Origin of the sequence: Exiguobacterium sp. UBA3491, from assembly GCF_002377745.1 — a bacterium.
In the GTDB taxonomy this organism is placed as follows: domain Bacteria; phylum Bacillota; class Bacilli; order Exiguobacteriales; family Exiguobacteriaceae; genus Exiguobacterium_A.
This window is the reverse complement of sequence record NZ_DFQK01000022.1, coordinates 1-18,813: the sequence shown is the minus strand read 5'-3', so window position 1 is coordinate 18,813 and position 18,813 is coordinate 1. Positions and strand designations below refer to the sequence as shown.

Here is an 18,813-nt window from a genome sequence, read left to right as displayed (position 1 = left end):
AACAACCGGAAAGCCATAATGGGAATCGGTCGCCGTATCGCCGTGACCCGGGAAGTGTTTCGCGGTCGCTGCGACGCCTTCAGTTTGAATACCCTTCATCAAAGCGGAACCGAGCATTCCGACGAGCTCCGGGTCACTTGAGAACGAGCGAACACCGATGACAGGATTTCCAGGGTTACTGTTGACGTCAAGAACCGGCCCGAAGTTGACATTGATGCCGAGCGCATGCAGTTCGGAACCGATGATATGACCGGCATCATTGGCATACGCACTACTACGGGTCGCACCTAACGCCATATTGCCGGGTAAGTTCGTTCCTGTTCCGAGCCGAGTGACGATGCCACCTTCTTGGTCGATCGTGACAAAGAGCGGAATATCGTTGCTGTCATCTTGTTTGACGACTTCTTGCAGATCATGAACGAGTTTTGTCGTCTGTTCGGTTTCACTGACGTTCTCAGCAAACAAGATGACGCCACCTAAATCATAGCGGTCGATGATGTTCGCGACTTCCGGAGCAAGCGACGTATGGTTACTGCCATTCCACTGCCGGAAGTCCGGCATGATCATCTGTCCGATTTTTTGTTCGAGTGTCATCATGTCGATTTTTTGACTGATCCGATCTGCTGAAGATCCTGCCTCTGCCATGACAGGCAAACTACTTGAAACGAGTACTGCTGCGAGTCCTGCTGTTAACGTGAATTGCCCAATCCTTTTCATGATGTACATCCTCCTCTAGTCAAACCACGACTGGAATTCTTTTCAATACGGACAGTATAGCAAGGTGCTTGTTTTAAAACAATATTTTATTTGAAAACGATTACATTAGCAAATAAGTTTTAATAATGTTTTTGTGCATTCCGATTTGAACAAAAAAATGACTCCCCTTGAAGAGGAATCACTTTTTAGTCATTCGATCGATCAGCTATAGCGCTCCACGATGTTTGTCAGCTGGCGTTCGACAAATGACTGATCCTGCAGTTCACTATTGGATAGGCGTAGTTTGATCATCGACTCATCCGCTCCAGCCATTTCACTGAACAATGATCCGAGACTATGCGCACGACGATCGACTTGGACGATTAAATCAATCCCTGAGCTGTCTTGGAGCATGATGATTTCGATCTCATCCAGTTTATGAGCGTAGTGTGTATTGCGTGCTGAGTATTCAAGTTCCTGAGCAATCGGTAAATCTTTACGGAATCGTCCAGGTAATTTTTCTGTATCGGCTTTCTTTAACCGGAAGCCAAGTGACTCCATGGCATCTAAGACCGTCGTTTGGTAACGGTTTGCTTCGACGATGACAGCGTCACGGTCCGACGGATCAACGGATTGTGCGATGTCAAGTCCGGTCTCGATCCATGATTTCGATTGGCTGACGGAGAGTGGAGTATTTAGTGGCACACGTAATGTGAATGGAATTTCCCGCTCGACACCCGCTTCGATCGTGAACTTCGCTTCATTTAAGGCAAACCGGTCGAGCGTAAAGGTCGTAAACGTCGTACTATCATTGACTTCTTGTTTGTACTGCGTGTTGAATTCAAGATAAATCCGGTCAATTTCTTGATCGACGTTTCCACCTTTGATATGGACGACACCGTGGATTTGACCGCCTGGTTCACAGCGATCATCCGTCAACCGTGTGTCGACCGTTGCAGCACCGATTCCGATTTGTGAGAGAATTTTTTTGAACATGATGCATTCCTCCTTTTGATTACGTACGAATGATGAAGTGTGTAAACTTGTCGAACAGGTACGAATTTGCTACAGTTTCGAAAGAACATTAGAAAAGGACGGGACGACTAGTGGAACTACATGAATTAAAAGCGAACCTTGCTTCGAAAATCACGCAAGGAGTACTGATCCATGCAACGATGAGCAATCCGCGTCAAAAATCCAATGATCTCCGACGAATCAAGGTAAAACCGATTCTATTAAGAGATACGGTGATGATGCAGGTTGAGTTTCAATTTGAACGCGTCATGAAGCATGAAAATATTTTAGTGGAGGATTTCATCGGTCGACTCGATGACTGGTTCACGGAATTCCGGCAATTCCTCTTCCGTTTTGAAGAAGAAGAATGGCAGTTCCAGCTCTCGAAAAAGATGAAAGTCGCGATCAAGACATCCCAAAAGGAACCAATGAAAGCACTCTTGTCGCATGACCGAAAAAAAACCTATCTATTAGAAGACGGTGTACCGGTTCCGTTTCTGATTCGTCTAGGTGTGATGACGGAAGCGGGGCAAGTCAAAAAACAGAAGTACGATAAGTTCAAGCAAATCAATCGCTTCCTTGAATTCGTCGAGGATAGCATCGCCGCCTTACCAACAAGAAAAAAACTGCGGATTTTAGACTTTGGTTGCGGGAAATCGTATTTGACGTTCGCTCTCTACCATTATTTAAAAGTCGTCAAAGGATTCGACCTTGAAGTGACAGGTCTTGATTTAAAGAAAGAAGTTATCGAAGAATGTACGCAAATTGCACGTGATCTGGATTATACCGATCTGACATTCCGCGTCGGAGACGTTCATGATTATACAGGGGAGACGGAAGTCGACCTGATGGTGACGCTTCACGCTTGTGATGTTGCGACGGACGTCGCACTCGCGCGAGCTGTCGACTGGAATGCATCAGTCATCCTAAGTGTACCGTGTTGTCAAAAGGAACTGAACCGTCAATTGGACTGCGCTCCGCTTGATGTCATGCTCCAGCACGGACTGATCAAAGAAAAATTCGCATCACTTGCGACGGACTCGATTCGTGCCGAGTTATTGACGCTTGTAGGATATGAAGCGCAATTGCTTGAATTCATCGATCTTGAGCACACACCGAAGAACATCTTGATCCGTGCGTACAAACAAAACAAGCGACCAACGGAAGAAAAAATCGACCGGTACATCGCATTCCGTGATCTGTTGCAGGCACGACCATTTTTAGAAAATGAATTAAGCGGCAGACTTGGACAGATTTCACCGAAACTCGTACAATAAGAAGGAGAACGAATCAAAGGAGGCAATACGATGGATTTCCAAATGTATTTTGAAGATGTCGTCCAAACAGCCCGCAAAGAAGCGCAAGCTGCTGGATTTGAAGAATTAACGACGCCAGAGAGCGTGGATGAAGCAATGAAACGGGAAGGTCTGACACTTGTCCTTGTCAATTCTGTTTGTGGATGTGCTGGCGGGATCGCCCGTCCTGCAGCAGCGTACGTCAATCGGAAAGAGGGCATCAAGCCCGATCATTTCGTCACAGTATTCGCTGGACAAGATCGCGAAGCGACAGACCGTGCGCGTGAATATTTCGAAGGTTATCCACCATCATCTCCATCATTTGCGTTAATGCAAGATGGAAACATCCTCTCGATGGTCGAGCGCTTCGACATCGAATCGTTCACGGCGGAAGAAGTCGTCGAGAAACTTGAATCATTAATTGAAATCTACGCCTAAGCGAAGAAGACTCCTGAAAAAGGAGTCTTTTTTTGTGTATTCATAAGACTAAAATAATAAATTTTAAATTTGAAAACGTTTGCAAAATTGTATAAACAGTCATTTATGCATGATTTATGAATAGAAAGTCAAAAAAATTTATATATTTATGCTTTACAGTGAATAAATATTCGTATATCCTAAAAGCAATAGAACAGGTCAGGCTTTTCGGTATTGAATTGGACATACACATAAGTCATACTATTGTTAAAGTTCTGACAATTGAGCGTTGGAAGGGGAAATCTCGAATGAAAAAATTATTAGCAACGGCAATGGCAGGCATTCTGGCAGTCACAATGGCAGCATGTGGCGCGTCGGAAGAATCAACAGGTGGATCAAGTAAGGATGATAAAGTATTGACGATGGGAACATCAGCGGATTACTTCCCATTTGAATACATCGATACGAAAAAAGGAGAAGACATCGTCGGCTTCGACGTTGCGATCGCCAAAGAAGTTACGAAAAATCTTGGATATAAATTAAAAATCGAAGATATGGAATTCGGTAGTCTACTTGGTGCGCTTAGCTCAGGTCGTGTGGATTTCGTCATGGCGGGCATGACACCAACGGAAGAACGGAAGAAAAATGCTGACTTCACGGACATTTACTTCGAATCGAAAAACTTAGTCATGACGAAGGATAAAGCGATCAGTTCAGAAGATGAACTCAAAGGTAAAAAAATCGGTGTCCAGCTTGGTTCGATTCAAGAGGGACTCGCGAAAGACCGCTTTAAAGACAGCGAAACGGTTCCATTGAACAAAATTCCAGAAATCATTCAAGAATTGAATACAGGTCGGATCGATGCCCTCATTATCGAGGATGCAGTCGCCGTCAAATACATGGATCAAGATGCCTCCCTGAAAACGTACCAGATTAAAGAAGATGGTCCAGCTGGTTCAGCAATCGCCTTCAAAAAAGGGGATAAGATGCGTGACGATTTCAACAAAGAGCTGAAGAAAATGATCGACAGTGGTGAAATCGATAAATTAGCAGAAGAGTGGTTCCAAAAAGAAGCAAAATAAGTCAAGTGCATGGGGGTGGGGGTAACTTCATCCCTTTTGTGCGACGTTAGGAGATTGATTATGATAGACTTTACAAAGATTCAAGATTCAATTCCATATATTCTCGAGGGCATTCCGGTCCTCTTCCAAGTCGTCATCGTAGCAGCCATTGCCGGGATGCTGATCGGAATCGTCGTCGCGGCACTAAAAATCACAAAAAGTCGAATCCTCCGTTTTATCGGTCATGCCTACACAGCGATTTTCCGGGGTACACCACTGATTTTGCAACTGGCAATCGTTCACTTCGGATTACCGCAACTAACTGGATATGTCACGACAGGATACCAATCAGCAATCATCGCCTTCTCTTTGAACTCCGGAGCGTATATTTCGGAAATCATTCGGGCAGGGATTCAGGCTGTTGATCGTGGACAATGGGAAGCTGCAGATGCGCTCGGTATTTCGTATTTCAAACAACTGCGTTCGATCATTTTGCCGCAAGCCTTTAAAAATATCCTCCCAGCGATCATGAACGAATTGATCACGTTGACGAAGGAGTCGGCGCTTGTCTCGACGGTCGGCGTGCTTGATGTCATGCGCCGGGCGCAAATCGTCGGAGGAGAAAAGGCAATCTATTTCGAACCGTTATTGTTTGCCGGATTCGTATATTTTGTTCTTGTCATGGGATTGAGCTTGATAGGCCAACAAGTCGAAAAAGCTATGAGAAAGAGTGGGTAATCAGATGGAACCTATGATCCAAGTCACCGATTTGCATAAGCAGTTCGGAAAATTAGAAGTATTAAAAGGTATATCGACGACGGTTACACGCGGTGAAGTCGTCGCTGTCATCGGACCGTCGGGATCTGGTAAATCAACATTTCTACGATGTATCAATTTACTTGAACAACCAACGAGTGGGACGATCATCGTCGATGGTTTTGAACTGACAAAACCAAAGGCGAACATCTCGAAAGCACGTCAGAACATCGGCATGGTTTTCCAACAGTTCAACTTGTTCCCACATAAGTCTGTTCTTGATAACTTGACGTACGCACCGATCAACGTCCTTGGTATCTCAAAAGACGAGGCAGTCAAGCGGGCAGAGACTTTGCTTGAACGTGTCGGTCTAGCTGAAAAACGCGATAATTACCCGAACCAGTTGTCAGGTGGACAAAAACAACGGGTCGCAATCGCCCGCGCTCTTGCGATGGAACCGAACGTCATGCTGTTCGATGAACCGACATCAGCCCTTGACCCAGAGATGGTCAACGAAGTGCTAGACGTCATGAAGCAGCTTGCTGAGAGTGGAATGACGATGGTCATCGTTACGCACGAGATGGGCTTCGCAAAAGAAGTCGCCGATCGTGTCTTGTTCCTCGATGAAGGAATTTTAATGGAAGAAGGTTCACCAGTCGAACTCTTCGACAATCCGAAGACGGACCGGGCAAAAAAATTCCTCGAAAAAGTTTTATGATCACCGTACGCTAACTCTGAAAAGGGGTTAGCGTTTTTCGATTTTTAATATAGAGGGGGATAAGAATGAAAAAACTACTGGAAGGTCATCATACTCGTCTGACACGTTTTCAACCGGAAGATACCGAAGTGATGCAACGATTGCTTGACGATGCGACATTCGCCCGTCATTTTAGTGCAACGCCATATCGTCATTTATCCATGGATAAGATTGAAAAGATGATGGCGACGGATGCACCGGAGACGTTTCGATTTGCGATCCGGAACTTTGAAGATGAACGGATGATTGGAGTCGTTGCATTAGAAGATATTTTACCGACACACGGAACGGCGTGGTTGATGATCGGCATCGATCCGGATTGTGAAGGGCAAGGGTATGCGACGGATGCGCTACAGACGATCCTCGAATACGCCTTCTTGGAGCTGAATCTGTACCGGATTCAATTGACGGTCTTTGATTATAATTTGCGTGCAATTAAATTATACGAGCGACTTGGGTTCGTGCAGGAAGGAAGATACCGTGCTTTTTTACGACGAGACGGAGAGCGGCATGACATGTTACTGTATGGATTACTTGAACCGGAATGGAGGGGTCGACAATGATTCAAGAAACGGAAGCGTTCGTCCGGTCGTTTCATGCGACGGACTTTTCAGGTCATGATTATGCTCACATTGAACGAGTTCGCCGTTTAGCGTTACATATTGCAAAACAGGAAGGCGGGAATACCCGGATCATCGAATTAGCAGCCTTACTTCATGACGTAGCAGATAGCAAACTCGGGGGAACGGCAGAGACGGTCGCCACCTTTTTGCAAGGAAAGGTGACAGAGGAGGAACAGGAACAGATTTTAAACATTATCACGAGCCTGTCCTATAAAGATGGCACACGTCCACCAATGCGAACGATCGAAGGACAAGTCGTCCAAGACGCCGACCGTCTCGATGCGATCGGCGCAATCGGGATTGCGCGAACGTTTCAGTTCGCTGGTCGGTTCGGGGAGCCAATGCATGTGCCAGGACTAACAGCACGAAAGCCGGGTGATCGAACAGGCGAGACAAGTGCCCTGAATCATTTTGAAGAAAAGTTATTCCGACTAAAAGATTTAATGAATACGAAGACGGCCCATCATTTAGCGGAGGAACGGCATCGCTACATGGAAGAGTTCGTGGCTCGTTTTAAGGAGGAATGGGAGGGGGTTACGGGAGGAACAGGTGAGTTTTAAATTGTTTAACACATAAGGCGTGTTGTCCGGTTCGTTTTCCAGACAACACGCCTTATGTTATATTTAACTAAGGATGATGGCAGTAATTAACCCAAGTGCTGCGAACAGACCAACGATCGCGCCGCCTTCCTCGTGAGCTTCCGGCATCATCGTCGAAGCGAGCATCGCGATGATCCCACCACTTGCGAAGCCACCGATCATGGCGAACTGCATGTCTGGTAGTTCTGCGAGAACCGTATAGCCGGCGAGTGAGGCGAGGGCGGAGATCAACCAGACGACTCCCCACATCAGCAAGACTTTTTTCTTCGAAAAGCCATCTTTTCGTAACCCCGTCGTACTCGATAAACCTTCCGGGATGTTACTGACGAAAATTGCCGCGACGAGTGCCGCGCTGACATTTCCAGATAACAGACTGGCACCGATCATGATTGATTCTGGGATGGCATCAAGAATCGTCCCAAAGAAAATCGCCGTCCCCGTGCCTTCATTCCCACCAGACGAGCGTTTCCGTTTACTCGCGCCGCGTGACGAGACGAACAAGTCAAAGCCCGTAAAGACAAGTGCCCCGACGATAAAGGAAATCGCGACGACGAACGTTGTTGATTTCTTTAATGCCTCATCGAGCAACTCAAATGTCGCTGCTCCAATCAAGATTCCTGTTCCAAACGACATGATGTAACCGATCAGTCGTTGTTTTAAGGGTAAGTACAGTCCAAACAAGGCGCCAATGACAACGGCGCCACCTGCTAACGCACCCCAACCGAACGCACCCCACATATGATCGCCTCCTTCTTGTACTTTCTACCTGTTCTATATAATTCATAAACATAGCGAAAAGAAAGAAAAATAGTTCGAGACGAATGTAAGGGGCTGACTCCAAAAAAGAATGCCGCGTCTTTTCACGCTCTTTCCTCAGGCGAGACACAAGCCAGTTTTCCTGCTTCATTCAAGCAGGAAAACTAGCTTGTTCGTCTCTGACAGCGCAAAAATGCGCTTTTTCCTGTAGGAGTGGCGTGAAACGCGTCATTCTTATCTTTGTGGAGAATGACTTCTTAAGTAATTAAATCTCAATCATCAGAATGGTTGTTTATTTAACCAATGACCACCGTCAAGAGCGATGCATTCTCCGTTCAAGTAGCGGGCTTGATCTGATACCATCCAGGTTGCGAGCGTCGCGATCTCTTCCGGTGTTCCGAATCGACCGAGTGGGACGTTGCGGCGAATTCGTTCCGCGTGTTCTGGTGATAAAGCGAGTTTATCGGCACCACCCGTTCGTTCGATCGGTCCCGGACTGATCGCGTTGACACGGGCTTGATATTTATAGCCCCATTCGACGGCAAGCGTCCGCGTCAAGTTCAGCACGCCGGCTTTTGCAGCAGCACTCGGAGCGACACCAGCGCCGGCCTGCCATGCATAAGAAGCGACGATATTGACGATTTGACCGCCAGCGACTTGATCTTCCTGCCAACCCTTGACAAGAGCGTGACAGCAGTTAAATGTTCCGTTGAGGACGATATCGATGACCGTCTTCCATCCATTCGGTGATAACTCGTCGGTCGGACAGATGAAGTTCCCGGCAGCATTGTTGATCAATGCCTCGAGACGACCGAACCGTTCGCGTGCTTGCTTGACAGCAGCAAGACAAGCGTCCGCGTCACGGACATCCATCTGAATCGTCAGATGCTCGCCTTGAATCTGTTCCAATGCTTCATTCATCAGTCGCAAGCGTTCTGCGTCACGTCCTGTGACGACGACATTCCATCCAGCTTCCTTTAAAGCGATTGCCATCGCTTTTCCCATACCGTTCGTTCCACCCGTCACCATGATTGTTTGTGTCATATTGATTCCTCCTTTATGTAATGAATGAACGACCATTCATATTCTTTATTCAAAAAAGAAGGAGCGAACTCCTTCTTTTTTGACTTATTGTGTTGCAAGAGCTGTATCTGTTAAAACAGGAACGACTTGTTTCTTACGTGAAACGACACCTTCGAGGTAGACGAGGTTGTTCGTCGCTTCAAGACCATAAGCACGTTCGACGAGATTCGCTTCTTTCCCGAGGACGAGTCCGACTGAGTTGTTCGTCAAGATATCCGTGACGATGAAGACGAACAAATCAAGACCTTTTGCAAGGATGACTTCGTTGATCGCTGTTTCGAGTTCTTCTTGGCGAAGCAAGACTTCAGCTGTATCGACCGTGTTGACTTGAGCGATTTCGACTTTGAGTGTTCCCATCGTGAATTCTTTTGCGTCAAGTGCGATCAATTCAGGAACGGTTTTCTTCGAGAGATCAGCTCCAGCTTTGAGCATCTCAAGACCGTAGACGTTCGCATCGACACCGGCGATTTCTGCGAGTTCACGCGCTGCGATGATATCTTGCTCTGTGCAAGTCGGTGATTTGAACAGAAGCGAGTCAGAAATGATCGCTGATAGCATCAGACCAGCGATTTCTGGTTTGATTGCAACACCATGCTCTTTGTAGAGCTTGTTCAGGATCGTTGCTGTACAACCGACTGGTTCTGCCCGGTAATAGACAGGATCCGATGTCTCGAAGTTTGCGATTCGGTGATGGTCGATGACTTCTGTTACCGTAACAGCGTCGATATCGTTCGCACTTTGTTGACGTTCGTTGTGGTCGACTAAGATGACGTGTGACGCTTCTGTCGCGACCTCTGTCACTAGACGTGGTGCTGAAACTTTGAACGTATCGAGCGCGAATAACGTTTCATCATTCATCTCACCGAGGCGGATTGCTTCGGCATTGACACCGAGCGCTTTCTTTAATTCTGCATAAGCGATTGCCGATGTGATCGTATCGGTATCAGGATTTTTATGACCAAATACTAAAACTTTTTCCATGACGTGTTCACTCCTCAATGATTGTTGTCTCGCCCTATAGTGTATCATATCTCGGATTTAGAAAGCGTTCATTTTCACTAGGATACCAGCGATTTTTTCGCTCCAGAAGGGGTCTGACGCGTAAAAGACATTCATTCCTTTTTGTTTGTTCCCGAGGTAAGCCCCGCGGAAATAACGTCCATCCCGATCAAGATAGTCCTTTGCGATGAATCGGCCGGTCTGCTCGATTGAATCCGTCAAGGATTTATAAGCAGTCGCATCTTCTCCCGGGGCAGAATCCGTCGCATTGACGCCGAATAGATTATTTTTTTCGCGGGCAATCTCAGACCGTCCATAGTCGGATTCGTGAATGGCGTGTGCAAGCAGGTAGGCCGCGTTGACCCGGTATTTCTTTTCAACGGATTTAAAGACTTTTCCTTTCCCGACCAAGGGGCTGTCCGGCGCTTGCTCCTTGATGAACGCATCGAGTTGTTTGGCACTCAGGCGCGTCGGTTTCGTCAAATCACGTGTCAGTGTCTTCGATTCGACGTATTTGCTCGTCCGAGACGTCACGTTCGTCGCTTCACCAGCGACAATCAATCCACCAAGTCCACCGTCAGCAACGATGTAGTGAAGGAGTCGATTTCCCTTCGTCTGATAGTACGACGGATTCGAGACACGTTCTGCTGGGAACGGACGTAAGCGATCCGTTGGGACATAACCAGTTGCGCCTGCGACGCTGATGCGACTCGTCTGTTCACCGAACTGAAGCAATTGGACGCGTGTGCCGGAAGCGACGTAGGTAAGCCGTTTCTTTAAATCGGCGTCATGATGAATCGACAGAATACCGCGATCATCGACGATCCCGGTACCTTGTCCACCGAGATAGACGTAGCGGTCGTCCGATGAACGTTTTACCGCACCACGCTGACCCGCATACTCCTTTGCCTCGGCGAACGTTTGAAAGTCTTGTTCGTTGATTGTACCTTTCTCATAGCGCTCAGCTGTATAAGGAGCCGGTGGGGATAAAACTGTCTTCGGTTCCTCACGAAGCCAAAAGAACAAGAGAATGCCAATGAGGAAAAAGAAGAGTAACCCTTTCAGTGAGCTAGTCCGGCGCACGGGGCGACCAGGACGGATAGTGCGTGTCGTCAAAGAAAATCACGTCCTTTAAAAAGCAATGGACATTCGTGTCCAACGTAGGTAGTCTAACAAAGAAAAACAAAAGGGAGGTGAACCTGATGCAAATCGGTTATCGAACGCTGAAGACAGCGGTCGCTGCCGCGCTCGCGATGTGGATCGCGGAGCGACTCAAGCTCGATTATTACGTCTTCGCTGCGATCATTGCGATCTTGAGTATCCAATCGACACGAAAGAAGACGTTTCGGTCGTCCTACGAACGGATCATGGCGTCATTACTTGCCATCGTACTTGGATTCATTCTGTTCGAAGTCATCGGCTATCGTCCGGTTACGTTATTGATCTATTTCATTTTATTCCTTCCATCCGTTCAACGCCTCCGACTTCAGGACGGTTTCATCACGAGTGTCGTCATACTGACACATTTGTATACGGAACGTCAGCTCAACGCACATATCCTGTTGAACGAATCCTTATTGCTCGGCATTGGTGTCGGTGTCGGAATGCTTGTCAACATGTACATGCCAAGTCTCGATCTATTGATCGACGACCGAAGGGAAAAGATTGATCAACGGATCGCGTCCTTATTCTATGAAGTCGCGGCCGCGATCGAGACAGGGCGAGTCAATCATCATGCGTTGACGCTTGACGAGACGGAACGTCTGTTACATGAGGGAAAAGATGCTGCCTTAAAACGGATGGGGAATGCGATCGGTCGACGTAATGATGATGAGGACTATGCCTATTTCCGGATGCGCGAACAACAATTCGAGTTACTGCGCGGTATCGTCCATCATGCCGAGGAACTTGTTCTCGTCGTCGAAGAAGGAAAAAAAGTCGCCGCCTTCTTTCGGACGATTGGCGACAATGTCCGACCTGAAGCCGACGCAATGGTATACATTTTAGAACTAGAAGCGCTATTGACGCGTTTTCGTGCCTCTGCCTTACCCGTCACGCGGGAAGAGTTCGAGGTCCGCTCTGCCTTGTTGCATATGCTGCAGGAAGCAGAGCAATATTTGCGTCTCAAACAACGCTACGTCAATCAAAAGAAATAAAACATCGTTGAAGCGAATGTTCCGAGTAGGAAAATCGCTAAGATTCCGATCGTCGTCCATTTAATGATCCGTTGTTGTTTCGATGGTCTTGCCATATCGTCATGTCCTCCTCTCTCATATCGACTGATTACTGCCATTGTACAAACAACCTTTCAGAAGTGCAAATGGCTGTCAGGATGGTATACTAATAAAGCGCTATTGGATTGAATTATATTAGAGGAGGTTTTTGTCATGGTCAATGAACAACGCGTATTGGATACGTTTTTAGAGCTTGTCCAGATCGATTCGGAATCAAAAGAGGAAGCACGGATTTGTGTTCACTTGAAAAAAACGTTTGAGGATCTCGGATGTGACGTTTTTGAGGATGACGCTTCGTCTAAGACGGAACACAAAGGAAATAACTTGATCGTCACGCTTCCGGCAACAAAAGACGGGGTCGATAAAATTTATTTCACTTCCCATATGGATACAGTATTCCCGGGTCAAGGAATCAAACCAATCATCGAGGACGGTTATGTCAAGACGGACGGCACGACGATTCTTGGAGCAGATGATAAAACGGGACTTGCTTCACTAATTGAACTCGTTCATGTACTCAATGAGACAAAACAACCACACGGAAAAATCCAGTTCGTCATTACAGTCGGTGAAGAATCTGGACTTGTTGGGGCGATGGTCCTTGATTCATCGAAAATTGATGCGGATTACGGTTTCGCACTCGATTCAGACGGAAAAGTAGGGGACATCATCACTGCTGCTCCAACCCAAGCAAAAGTCAATGCGAAGATTTTTGGAAAAACAGCTCACGCTGGTGTTGCACCAGAAAAAGGGGTCTCGGCGATTACGATTGCTTCAAAAGCCATCGCGAAGATGCCACTCGGTCGGATTGATGAAGAGACGACAGCTAACATCGGACGGTTCAGCGGTGGCGGTCCATCAACGAACATCGTTTGTGATTATGTAGAAATTTTCGCGGAAGCACGTTCACTTGTTGCTCCGAAGATGGAAGCGCAGACTGAGAAGATGAAAGCGGCGTTTGAAGAAGCAGCGGCAGAACTCGGTGGTCGTGCCGAAGTGGAGGTCAAAGTCATGTACCCAGGCTTCAAGTTCGAAGATGGAGATCAAGTTGTCGAAGTCGCAAAAGCAGCCATCACACAACTTGGACGTACACCACGTCTCTTGCATTCTGGTGGCGGATCAGATGCCAATGTCATCGCTGGTTTCGGTATTCCAACGGTCAACTTGGCGGTCGGATATGAAGATATCCATACGACGAATGAGAAGATGCCAATCGAAGAACTCGTCAAAACAGCGGAACTTTGTGTGACGTTAGTCGATTACATCACGAACAAATAAGCTGATGGAACACAAAAAGAGTGTATCGCGACATTGCGATACACTCTTTATCATTGTACGATTAAACTACTTGAGGACGATCCACATATTCCATAGACTCTAAAACGAGTTCTTCTGTACATAATAAGGTCGAAGCGATTTCATCGATTTGAATCGACTTTCCGTATTTTTGCCGATAACTTTCGTTTAGTTTACGGGCTTCCCGGACGATCCGGGCATATGTCCGTTCAATTTTAGTCATGGAAAAACCCACCTTCCAAATCTGAATAGGTACAGTTTACCATGCTTCAACAGACGAAAGGTGTATTTTGTGTATAAAAAATGCTAATTTTACGAAAAGGGGAAAAAGATGGAATTTTATTTTTTAGGGACAGGAGCCGGTATGCCGTCAAAACAACGGAACGTTACTTCGATTGCCTTGTTACACCCCAAAATGACTTGGTTGTTCGATTGTGGAGAGGCTACGCAACATCAAATTTTACACAGTCCGATTAAACCACGAAAAGTCAACGCGATCTTCATCACCCATTTACATGGGGATCATATTTTTGGATTACCAGGATTTATCAGTACACGAGCTGCCTTAGAAGGAACGACACCGCTAACGATCTATGGACCGATAGGGATTAAGGAATGGATGGATGCGACATTAAGGATTACAGGAACATATTTACGTTATCCACTCCAGATCGTTGAAGTCGAAGATGGTCAAACATACGAACAAGATGGTTTCCGCGTGACGGTGCGGTCACTTGAGCACCGTTTTCCGGCGTTCGGGTACCGCCTAGAAGGACCAGAAGAGCGTGGGGCATTACGTGTTGATGCACTGAAGGCACTTGGAGTTCCTTCCGGTCCACTCTATCGCCGAATCACACTGGAAGAAACCTTTGAATTCGATGGCACGGTCTACGCATCGTCTGACTTTTTAGAATCTCCCAAACCAGGTGTCAAGCTAGCGGTTCTTGGCGATACGATGCCGTGCGCGGCGTCGATAGAACTCGCGCGAGATGTCGATGTATTAGTCCATGAAGCGACGTTTGCCGATCGAGAAGTCGAACATGCGGGACGCTTCGGTCACTCGACCGCTCGACAGGCAGCTGTCATCGCGGATACGGCGCAGGTAAAAAAGCTCCTCTTGACGCACGTATCTGCGCGTTATGTCGATCAAGAAGAAGTACTGGAACAAGAGGCACGAGAAGTATTTGCAAACAGCCATCTCATGTTTGATCACCGGGTCGTTCCGGTCAAAGGGTAAAAGATGGACTTTCTCATTTTATGGGCACTCTTTTTACTGGCTGCTAGTGGCTTAGCGTTTTTACTTGAACGGCGAACGGAAAAAGAAACATACTTGTATATGAAGTTCATTTTTTATGCGTGTCTCGGCGCCGTGTCGTTTCCAGTCTATGATATTCAATTACCGCTCGGCATCATCATCTTTTTGATCGTGTTGCATCCGAAAAAGAATTCACGTTATAAACGATACATGGCATTATTCGGGTTCTTGTTCTTCCTGTTTCAACTGTTCCTCGGACCGTTTGATGCCGGAACGTTGCGGGAAGAAACTCAACAGATTGGTCGCGTGACCATCACGGATGATTCGTTCGATAGCTTTCTCGCACAAGTCGAACGCCGTGTAGGAGAAGACGGATTACGGTTGGAACAAAGCCAGCTAATGTTCGATCGAGGCGGGAATCTACGGAATGCTTCGTTTGAGATGCTCGTCCAAACTCCGAAACGGTTCATTCGTTATGAAGTCAGTTATCAAGAGTTGACCGGAACGATTTCCTATCGACCACGTGAAGAGTTGGCAACGAAATCATTGATATCGTATTATCAAAAACTGATTGATGCGAACCAATCGTTTGAGACGTTACAAAAACTCTCGATGCATGAGATTTTACATGATTCCAAAACCCCTTATGTCGAGATGGATCTCGATGGGCTCTACGAAACGTTTAGTCTGCAGGATGCGACAGTATTTTTGATTGATGACAAAGGAAAACTTATTCCGTATGTTAATACAGGGGACGATGTCTTAGCGAATGCGATTCGCCTGACCTATCTGCGGTCTGACGGTCAATCATTACGAGACAAGACCATTCTGTTATACAATTACAGCTTTGAGACCTCAAGGCGAAAAGGAGTCGTACGATGAAAAAATGGTTATTTGTTGCAAGTATCGTGTTACTTGCCGGTTGCGCAGAAGCAAAAGAGGAACAACAAACAGCGTCTTGTGAGACCGAAGTCAAGGTGTCGGTCGTGGATCACGTCAAGGATAAGACATTATTCGATAAAGACGTGTGTTTGAATAAAAAAGATACAGCACTGGATGCGCTTGAAGATACAACGCTTGATGTCGTTAAAACAGGTAAAGGTGAGATGGCATATGTAACGGCAGTCGATGGGATTCGTGAAAAGTCAGCTGGAGCAGGGAGTGGCTGGGTATTCGGTGTCAACGGAAAACCCGGGGAAGTCGGTGCCGGGAGTTATGAACTGAAAAAAGGAGACCGTCTCGAATGGCGGTTTGAAAAAGATGCAATGGCTTATTTTGAGTAAACCAGAACGGGAGCGACTTCACCCAGTGAACGTCGCTCTCTTTTTCATCGGGATGATTACGATCCCGTTCGTCCTCACACATGATCAATCAGTGATCGTCGTCTATCATCTGCTCTTGTTCTTATTCGTTCAAGAACTGACTGTGTTTCGCTATTTAGTTCTCCCGGCTCTTTATGCAATCATGATGTGCGTCCCGCTTCTTTATGGTGCAAGTATCGACACAGTAGCGATTTATGAAACGACAGTCCAAGTGACGTTATTCATCACGTCGAGTCAATGGATTTTTACGTTGGTTCGACTTGATCAGATGGGACCGTTGTTTCGTTTCCTACCCCGACTAACACGATTGACGGGTATGGTCCTGGCACTAATTCCCTCGTTTTTACGGACTTGGCCGGAGGTTAAGATGAGTCATCCTGATGCGTCGCTTGGCATTCGTCTGGAACGGATGGCGACCTATCATATCGTACCGATTGAAGCGGTGCCGTCTCGCTTAAGACCGATCACGCGACGTGATGTTCAGATTGGCTTATTACTTGCGACAGGATTGGCTCTTTGCCTGACACCATGGGCAATCATTCCGGCCATGATTTTGCCTATAGCGCTATTATTTACAAAAGGAGGAATCCGGGATGCCTACCATGTATACCGACAACGATCGAGAAGAGCGACTGCGACATCAGGCAATCGAACATGATCAATCGGTCTTGACACCAGAGCGCCTCCTACATGGACGTGTCCGGGACCTGCTTGCGACCGTCTCCTTGTTTCGAGCTGGAGAACTCGCGACCTTACTTGGCTTAGAAGCCTTTTTTGAAGCGGAGTCGAGTGAACTTTCGGCTGGGGAACAACAGCTCGTCGGACTCGGTCATGCCTTGTCTTCGTCACCGAAGACACTTTTTTTGTCGGAACCGTTTCTCTTTCTTGATCATGTCAGACGCAAGCGATTAATGGGATTGCTTGAAGAAATCGAACGACGGTTTGGTTGTCAGATCCATTGTTCGATGACGATCCAATCCGACCTCTCGCTGACGAGTGAATCGGCTGAAAAAACTGGACGTTTCCTGAACCAAATCGAAAACGTTCAACATCGTTATCCGTTGCAGACACGCTATGCACTGGTGACAGGGAAATTGTCATTTCATCAAGGCGAACGGATTGCGATCGTCGGTGCGAATGGGAGTGGAAAGTCGACGCTCCTACGTCTCGCACTCGGTGTCGAGCGCCCGCTTTACGGAAAAGTTCGGCGGGCGGGAGAGATGCATTATGTACCAGCGCATCCGATGCTTGCGCCATTAGACGATCGAAGCGGTAGTTTTACGACGCAAAAAAAACGTCTCTTGGACGGTATCGAATGGAGTAAAGACAGCTATTACTTTGATGAACCGACGGCTGGACTTGATGACAGCGCACGAATGGCTTTTGTCGCATCGTGGAAGCAGAATCCGACGAATCTGATCGTCATGGCGACGCATGATCCAGTTCTCATTCGGGCAGCACAGCGGATCATCTATCTGGTGCACGGAGAAGTGGCTTTCGATGGACCGACGAAGCACTTTTTACAAGAAAGTCGGTTGTTCGTATGATCATCGCAACGGTTCTAATCGTCTGTCTGTTTTTAGTCATGTTCGAGAGACTTCAGATGACGGATCAACGATTACGGTTCATCGCCATCATCACGGCAGCGGCAATCGTTGGACGTTTGTTGTTTTCCAGTTTGCCGAACATTCAGCCGGCAACGGCCATCGTCTTATTAGTAGCCGTCTTCGTTCATCCAATCGCCGGTGCTATCTCTGGGATGCTTGTCGTCGTGTTAACGAGCTTGTTTCTCGGAAGCGGTCCGTTCGTACTCTTTCAAGCGCTGGCGTATGCAACGATTGCCAGTCTAGGATTCGTTCCGTTTCTTCGGTACCGGATCGTCTTGACTGGATATGGATTTCTCGCTGGTTTCTTATACGGATGGGTGAGCAATCTCGGTTTCTTGGTATTGACCGGATTCTCGTGGCAAGCTTTTTTGACACTGCTTGTAGCCGGAGGAACGTTTGATATGCTTCACGGATTCAGTAACGCGATCTTCATTTGGATATTGTTTCCGATTTTTTTACGAATTATGCATTCATTCGATGAAAAGAGGGGTACAGAATAGTAACATACCGAACAGGAGGGAAGGCATATGCTGGGATCGTCAATTTCGCTTGCTTATGTCGTCATGTTGCTCATCGTCTCGAGTGTGGGCTTAGTGTTTGGCAGTATTCTGTTGATGAAAGGTACGATTAGAGGACGTTACGCTGCGTGTTACTTACTTGCTGCCGCCATCTTCCCAAGCGCCATGCTCATTACCTCATCAGAAGGATTACAATGGCAATATTTACGGTTCGAGAGTTCGTGGTTCCTCGCGATTGTTTCCTGGTTACTCGTCTTATCGACGGGGTACCTCGTCTCAATCACGGGTGCGCTCGTCGTTCGTTATCTGTATCATTATACGATGGCATTTGATCGCTTCAAACGTTATGTGACGCGGCGTTTTCGTCATCATGAAGCGTAAATACAAATGGGGCTGACTCAAAAAAGAATGATGCGTCTTTTCACGCCCTTTCCTCAGGCGAGACACAAGCCAGTTTTCTTGCTTCATTCAAGCAGGAAAGCGGGTCTTGTTCGTCTCTGACAGCGCATAATGCACTTTTTCCTG

Annotated in this window: 23 protein-coding genes; 16 read left to right on the top strand and 7 right to left on the bottom strand. The window is 47.0% G+C overall.

Translation table 11 applies throughout. The annotated features are described in order from the left end of the window. Both B4F99_RS08725 and B4F99_RS08720 read right to left on the bottom strand, forming a co-directional pair. Positions 1 to 717, bottom strand: a 717-nt coding sequence (locus tag B4F99_RS08725) for a glycoside hydrolase family 3 N-terminal domain-containing protein (protein ID WP_290756907.1), incomplete at its 3' end; no start/stop codon positions are given. A 201-nt stretch (positions 718 to 918) separates the two neighbouring features. Further along, positions 919 to 1,692, bottom strand: a complete 774-nt coding sequence (locus tag B4F99_RS08720) for a sporulation protein (protein WP_035409037.1) — start codon at positions 1,690 to 1,692, stop codon at positions 919 to 921. A 110-nt stretch (positions 1,693 to 1,802) separates the two neighbouring features. Between B4F99_RS08720 and B4F99_RS08715 the strand changes: the two genes are divergently transcribed. From B4F99_RS08715 to B4F99_RS08685, 7 genes are all read left to right on the top strand, one after another. After that, complete coding sequence (locus B4F99_RS08715) at positions 1,803 to 2,987, top strand: class I SAM-dependent methyltransferase (RefSeq protein WP_290756905.1); 1,185 nt, start codon at positions 1,803 to 1,805, stop codon at positions 2,985 to 2,987. Between the two features lie 30 nt (positions 2,988 to 3,017). Continuing rightward, complete coding sequence (locus B4F99_RS08710; RefSeq protein WP_023467616.1) at positions 3,018 to 3,443, top strand: BrxA/BrxB family bacilliredoxin; 426 nt, start codon at positions 3,018 to 3,020, stop codon at positions 3,441 to 3,443. A 287-nt stretch (positions 3,444 to 3,730) separates the two neighbouring features. Then, complete coding sequence (locus B4F99_RS08705; RefSeq protein ID WP_035409033.1) at positions 3,731 to 4,504, top strand: transporter substrate-binding domain-containing protein; 774 nt, start codon at positions 3,731 to 3,733, stop codon at positions 4,502 to 4,504. A gap of 57 nt (positions 4,505 to 4,561) precedes the next feature. Beyond that, positions 4,562 to 5,221 (top strand): amino acid ABC transporter permease, encoded by a 660-nt coding sequence (locus B4F99_RS08700; protein ID WP_035409731.1) that lies wholly within the window; start codon positions 4,562 to 4,564, stop codon positions 5,219 to 5,221. Positions 5,222 to 5,234: 13 nt separating this feature from the next. After that, entirely contained in the window at positions 5,235 to 5,957 is a 723-nt protein-coding gene (locus B4F99_RS08695; protein WP_041255311.1) for an amino acid ABC transporter ATP-binding protein, read from the top strand. A 65-nt stretch (positions 5,958 to 6,022) separates the two neighbouring features. Next, a complete protein-coding gene (locus tag B4F99_RS08690; RefSeq protein WP_035409031.1) occupies positions 6,023 to 6,559 on the top strand; it encodes a GNAT family N-acetyltransferase in 537 nt (178 codons plus the stop codon). Continuing rightward, positions 6,541 to 7,179: an HD domain-containing protein gene (locus B4F99_RS08685; protein ID WP_214855144.1), complete on the top strand. Its 639-nt coding sequence runs from the start codon at positions 6,541 to 6,543 to the stop codon at positions 7,177 to 7,179. The genes B4F99_RS08690 and B4F99_RS08685 overlap by 19 nt, the downstream gene beginning before the upstream one ends. Before the next feature lie 63 nt (positions 7,180 to 7,242). Here B4F99_RS08685 and B4F99_RS08680 read toward each other — a convergent pair whose 3' ends face one another. The 4 genes from B4F99_RS08680 to B4F99_RS08665 all read right to left on the bottom strand — a co-directional run bounded on the left by B4F99_RS08680 (position 7,243) and on the right by B4F99_RS08665 (position 11,172). Continuing rightward, entirely contained in the window at positions 7,243 to 7,956 is a 714-nt protein-coding gene (locus B4F99_RS08680; RefSeq protein WP_035409029.1) for a ZIP family metal transporter, read from the bottom strand. Between the two features lie 297 nt (positions 7,957 to 8,253). Further along, the gene (gene fadH, locus B4F99_RS08675) at positions 8,254 to 9,018 is read right to left on the bottom strand and encodes a 2,4-dienoyl-CoA reductase (RefSeq protein WP_290756901.1); all 765 of its coding nucleotides are present in this window, start codon (positions 9,016 to 9,018) and stop codon (positions 8,254 to 8,256) included. Positions 9,019 to 9,102: 84 nt separating this feature from the next. Then, positions 9,103 to 10,038: a manganese-dependent inorganic pyrophosphatase gene (locus B4F99_RS08670; RefSeq protein ID WP_087679899.1), complete on the bottom strand. Its 936-nt coding sequence runs from the start codon at positions 10,036 to 10,038 to the stop codon at positions 9,103 to 9,105. 57 nt (positions 10,039 to 10,095) lie between these two features. Next, on the bottom strand, positions 10,096 to 11,172 hold the full coding sequence (locus tag B4F99_RS08665; protein WP_290756897.1) for an N-acetylglucosaminidase: 1,077 nt from the start codon (positions 11,170 to 11,172) through the stop codon (positions 10,096 to 10,098). 86 nt (positions 11,173 to 11,258) lie between these two features. Here B4F99_RS08665 and B4F99_RS08660 point away from each other — a divergent pair, with 86 nt between their 5' ends. Together B4F99_RS08660 and B4F99_RS08655 are read left to right on the top strand one after the other, a co-directional pair. Beyond that, positions 11,259 to 12,212 carry an aromatic acid exporter family protein gene (locus B4F99_RS08660; RefSeq protein ID WP_035409021.1) on the top strand — a complete coding sequence of 318 codons (954 nt, stop codon included), beginning with the start codon at positions 11,259 to 11,261 and terminating at the stop codon, positions 12,210 to 12,212. 231 nt (positions 12,213 to 12,443) lie between these two features. Continuing rightward, positions 12,444 to 13,568 (top strand): M20/M25/M40 family metallo-hydrolase, encoded by a 1,125-nt coding sequence (locus tag B4F99_RS08655; RefSeq protein WP_290756894.1) that lies wholly within the window; start codon positions 12,444 to 12,446, stop codon positions 13,566 to 13,568. A 61-nt stretch (positions 13,569 to 13,629) separates the two neighbouring features. On the opposite strand, the gene B4F99_RS08650 is transcribed toward B4F99_RS08655, so the two are convergent. Then, positions 13,630 to 13,809 carry a hypothetical protein gene (locus B4F99_RS08650; RefSeq protein WP_023467629.1) on the bottom strand — a complete coding sequence of 60 codons (180 nt, stop codon included), beginning with the start codon at positions 13,807 to 13,809 and terminating at the stop codon, positions 13,630 to 13,632. A gap of 108 nt (positions 13,810 to 13,917) precedes the next feature. Between B4F99_RS08650 and rnz the strand changes: the two genes are divergently transcribed. Genes rnz through B4F99_RS08615 form a run of 7 tightly spaced genes read left to right on the top strand, consistent with a single transcriptional unit; the run spans position 13,918 to position 18,669 of the window. Continuing rightward, positions 13,918 to 14,823 carry a ribonuclease Z gene (rnz, locus tag B4F99_RS08645; RefSeq protein WP_214855150.1) on the top strand — a complete coding sequence of 302 codons (906 nt, stop codon included), beginning with the start codon at positions 13,918 to 13,920 and terminating at the stop codon, positions 14,821 to 14,823. Positions 14,824 to 14,826: 3 nt separating this feature from the next. Continuing rightward, positions 14,827 to 15,723 carry a hypothetical protein gene (locus B4F99_RS08640; protein ID WP_290756889.1) on the top strand — a complete coding sequence of 299 codons (897 nt, stop codon included), beginning with the start codon at positions 14,827 to 14,829 and terminating at the stop codon, positions 15,721 to 15,723. Then, complete coding sequence (locus B4F99_RS08635) at positions 15,720 to 16,124, top strand: DUF4430 domain-containing protein (RefSeq protein WP_290756887.1); 405 nt, start codon at positions 15,720 to 15,722, stop codon at positions 16,122 to 16,124. Before B4F99_RS08640 ends, B4F99_RS08635 begins: the two co-directional genes overlap by 4 nt. Further along, complete coding sequence (locus tag B4F99_RS08630; RefSeq protein ID WP_290756885.1) at positions 16,102 to 16,821, top strand: hypothetical protein; 720 nt, start codon at positions 16,102 to 16,104, stop codon at positions 16,819 to 16,821. Before B4F99_RS08635 ends, B4F99_RS08630 begins: the two co-directional genes overlap by 23 nt. Continuing rightward, a complete protein-coding gene (locus B4F99_RS08625; RefSeq protein ID WP_290756882.1) occupies positions 16,757 to 17,710 on the top strand; it encodes an ATP-binding cassette domain-containing protein in 954 nt (317 codons plus the stop codon). Before B4F99_RS08630 ends, B4F99_RS08625 begins: the two co-directional genes overlap by 65 nt. Next, a complete protein-coding gene (locus B4F99_RS08620; protein ID WP_290756879.1) occupies positions 17,707 to 18,270 on the top strand; it encodes an ECF transporter S component in 564 nt (187 codons plus the stop codon). Before B4F99_RS08625 ends, B4F99_RS08620 begins: the two co-directional genes overlap by 4 nt. Before the next feature lie 27 nt (positions 18,271 to 18,297). Further along, the gene (locus B4F99_RS08615; RefSeq protein WP_290756876.1) at positions 18,298 to 18,669 is read left to right on the top strand and encodes a hypothetical protein; all 372 of its coding nucleotides are present in this window, start codon (positions 18,298 to 18,300) and stop codon (positions 18,667 to 18,669) included. The last annotated feature ends 144 nt before the right edge of the window (positions 18,670 to 18,813 follow it).

Coding starts and splice junctions, on each gene's coding strand:
- B4F99_RS08720 (WP_035409037.1), bottom strand. CDS start 1,692: ATGTTCAAAAAAATTCTCTCACAAATCGGAATCGGTGCTGCAACGGTC.
- B4F99_RS08710 (WP_023467616.1), top strand. CDS start 3,018: ATGGATTTCCAAATGTATTTTGAAGATGTCGTCCAAACAGCCCGCAAA.
- B4F99_RS08705 (WP_035409033.1), top strand. CDS start 3,731: ATGAAAAAATTATTAGCAACGGCAATGGCAGGCATTCTGGCAGTCACA.
- B4F99_RS08695 (WP_041255311.1), top strand. CDS start 5,235: ATGATCCAAGTCACCGATTTGCATAAGCAGTTCGGAAAATTAGAAGTA.
- B4F99_RS08690 (WP_035409031.1), top strand. CDS start 6,023: ATGAAAAAACTACTGGAAGGTCATCATACTCGTCTGACACGTTTTCAA.
- B4F99_RS08685 (WP_214855144.1), top strand. CDS start 6,541: ATGGAGGGGTCGACAATGATTCAAGAAACGGAAGCGTTCGTCCGGTCG.
- B4F99_RS08680 (WP_035409029.1), bottom strand. CDS start 7,956: ATGTGGGGTGCGTTCGGTTGGGGTGCGTTAGCAGGTGGCGCCGTTGTC.
- fadH (WP_290756901.1), bottom strand. CDS start 9,018: ATGACACAAACAATCATGGTGACGGGTGGAACGAACGGTATGGGAAAA.
- B4F99_RS08670 (WP_087679899.1), bottom strand. CDS start 10,038: ATGGAAAAAGTTTTAGTATTTGGTCATAAAAATCCTGATACCGATACG.
- B4F99_RS08660 (WP_035409021.1), top strand. CDS start 11,259: ATGCAAATCGGTTATCGAACGCTGAAGACAGCGGTCGCTGCCGCGCTC.
- B4F99_RS08655 (WP_290756894.1), top strand. CDS start 12,444: ATGGTCAATGAACAACGCGTATTGGATACGTTTTTAGAGCTTGTCCAG.
- B4F99_RS08650 (WP_023467629.1), bottom strand. CDS start 13,809: ATGACTAAAATTGAACGGACATATGCCCGGATCGTCCGGGAAGCCCGT.
- rnz (WP_214855150.1), top strand. CDS start 13,918: ATGGAATTTTATTTTTTAGGGACAGGAGCCGGTATGCCGTCAAAACAA.
- B4F99_RS08640 (WP_290756889.1), top strand. CDS start 14,827: ATGGACTTTCTCATTTTATGGGCACTCTTTTTACTGGCTGCTAGTGGC.
- B4F99_RS08635 (WP_290756887.1), top strand. CDS start 15,720: ATGAAAAAATGGTTATTTGTTGCAAGTATCGTGTTACTTGCCGGTTGC.
- B4F99_RS08630 (WP_290756885.1), top strand. CDS start 16,102: ATGCAATGGCTTATTTTGAGTAAACCAGAACGGGAGCGACTTCACCCA.
- B4F99_RS08625 (WP_290756882.1), top strand. CDS start 16,757: ATGCCTACCATGTATACCGACAACGATCGAGAAGAGCGACTGCGACAT.
- B4F99_RS08620 (WP_290756879.1), top strand. CDS start 17,707: ATGATCATCGCAACGGTTCTAATCGTCTGTCTGTTTTTAGTCATGTTC.
- B4F99_RS08615 (WP_290756876.1), top strand. CDS start 18,298: ATGCTGGGATCGTCAATTTCGCTTGCTTATGTCGTCATGTTGCTCATC.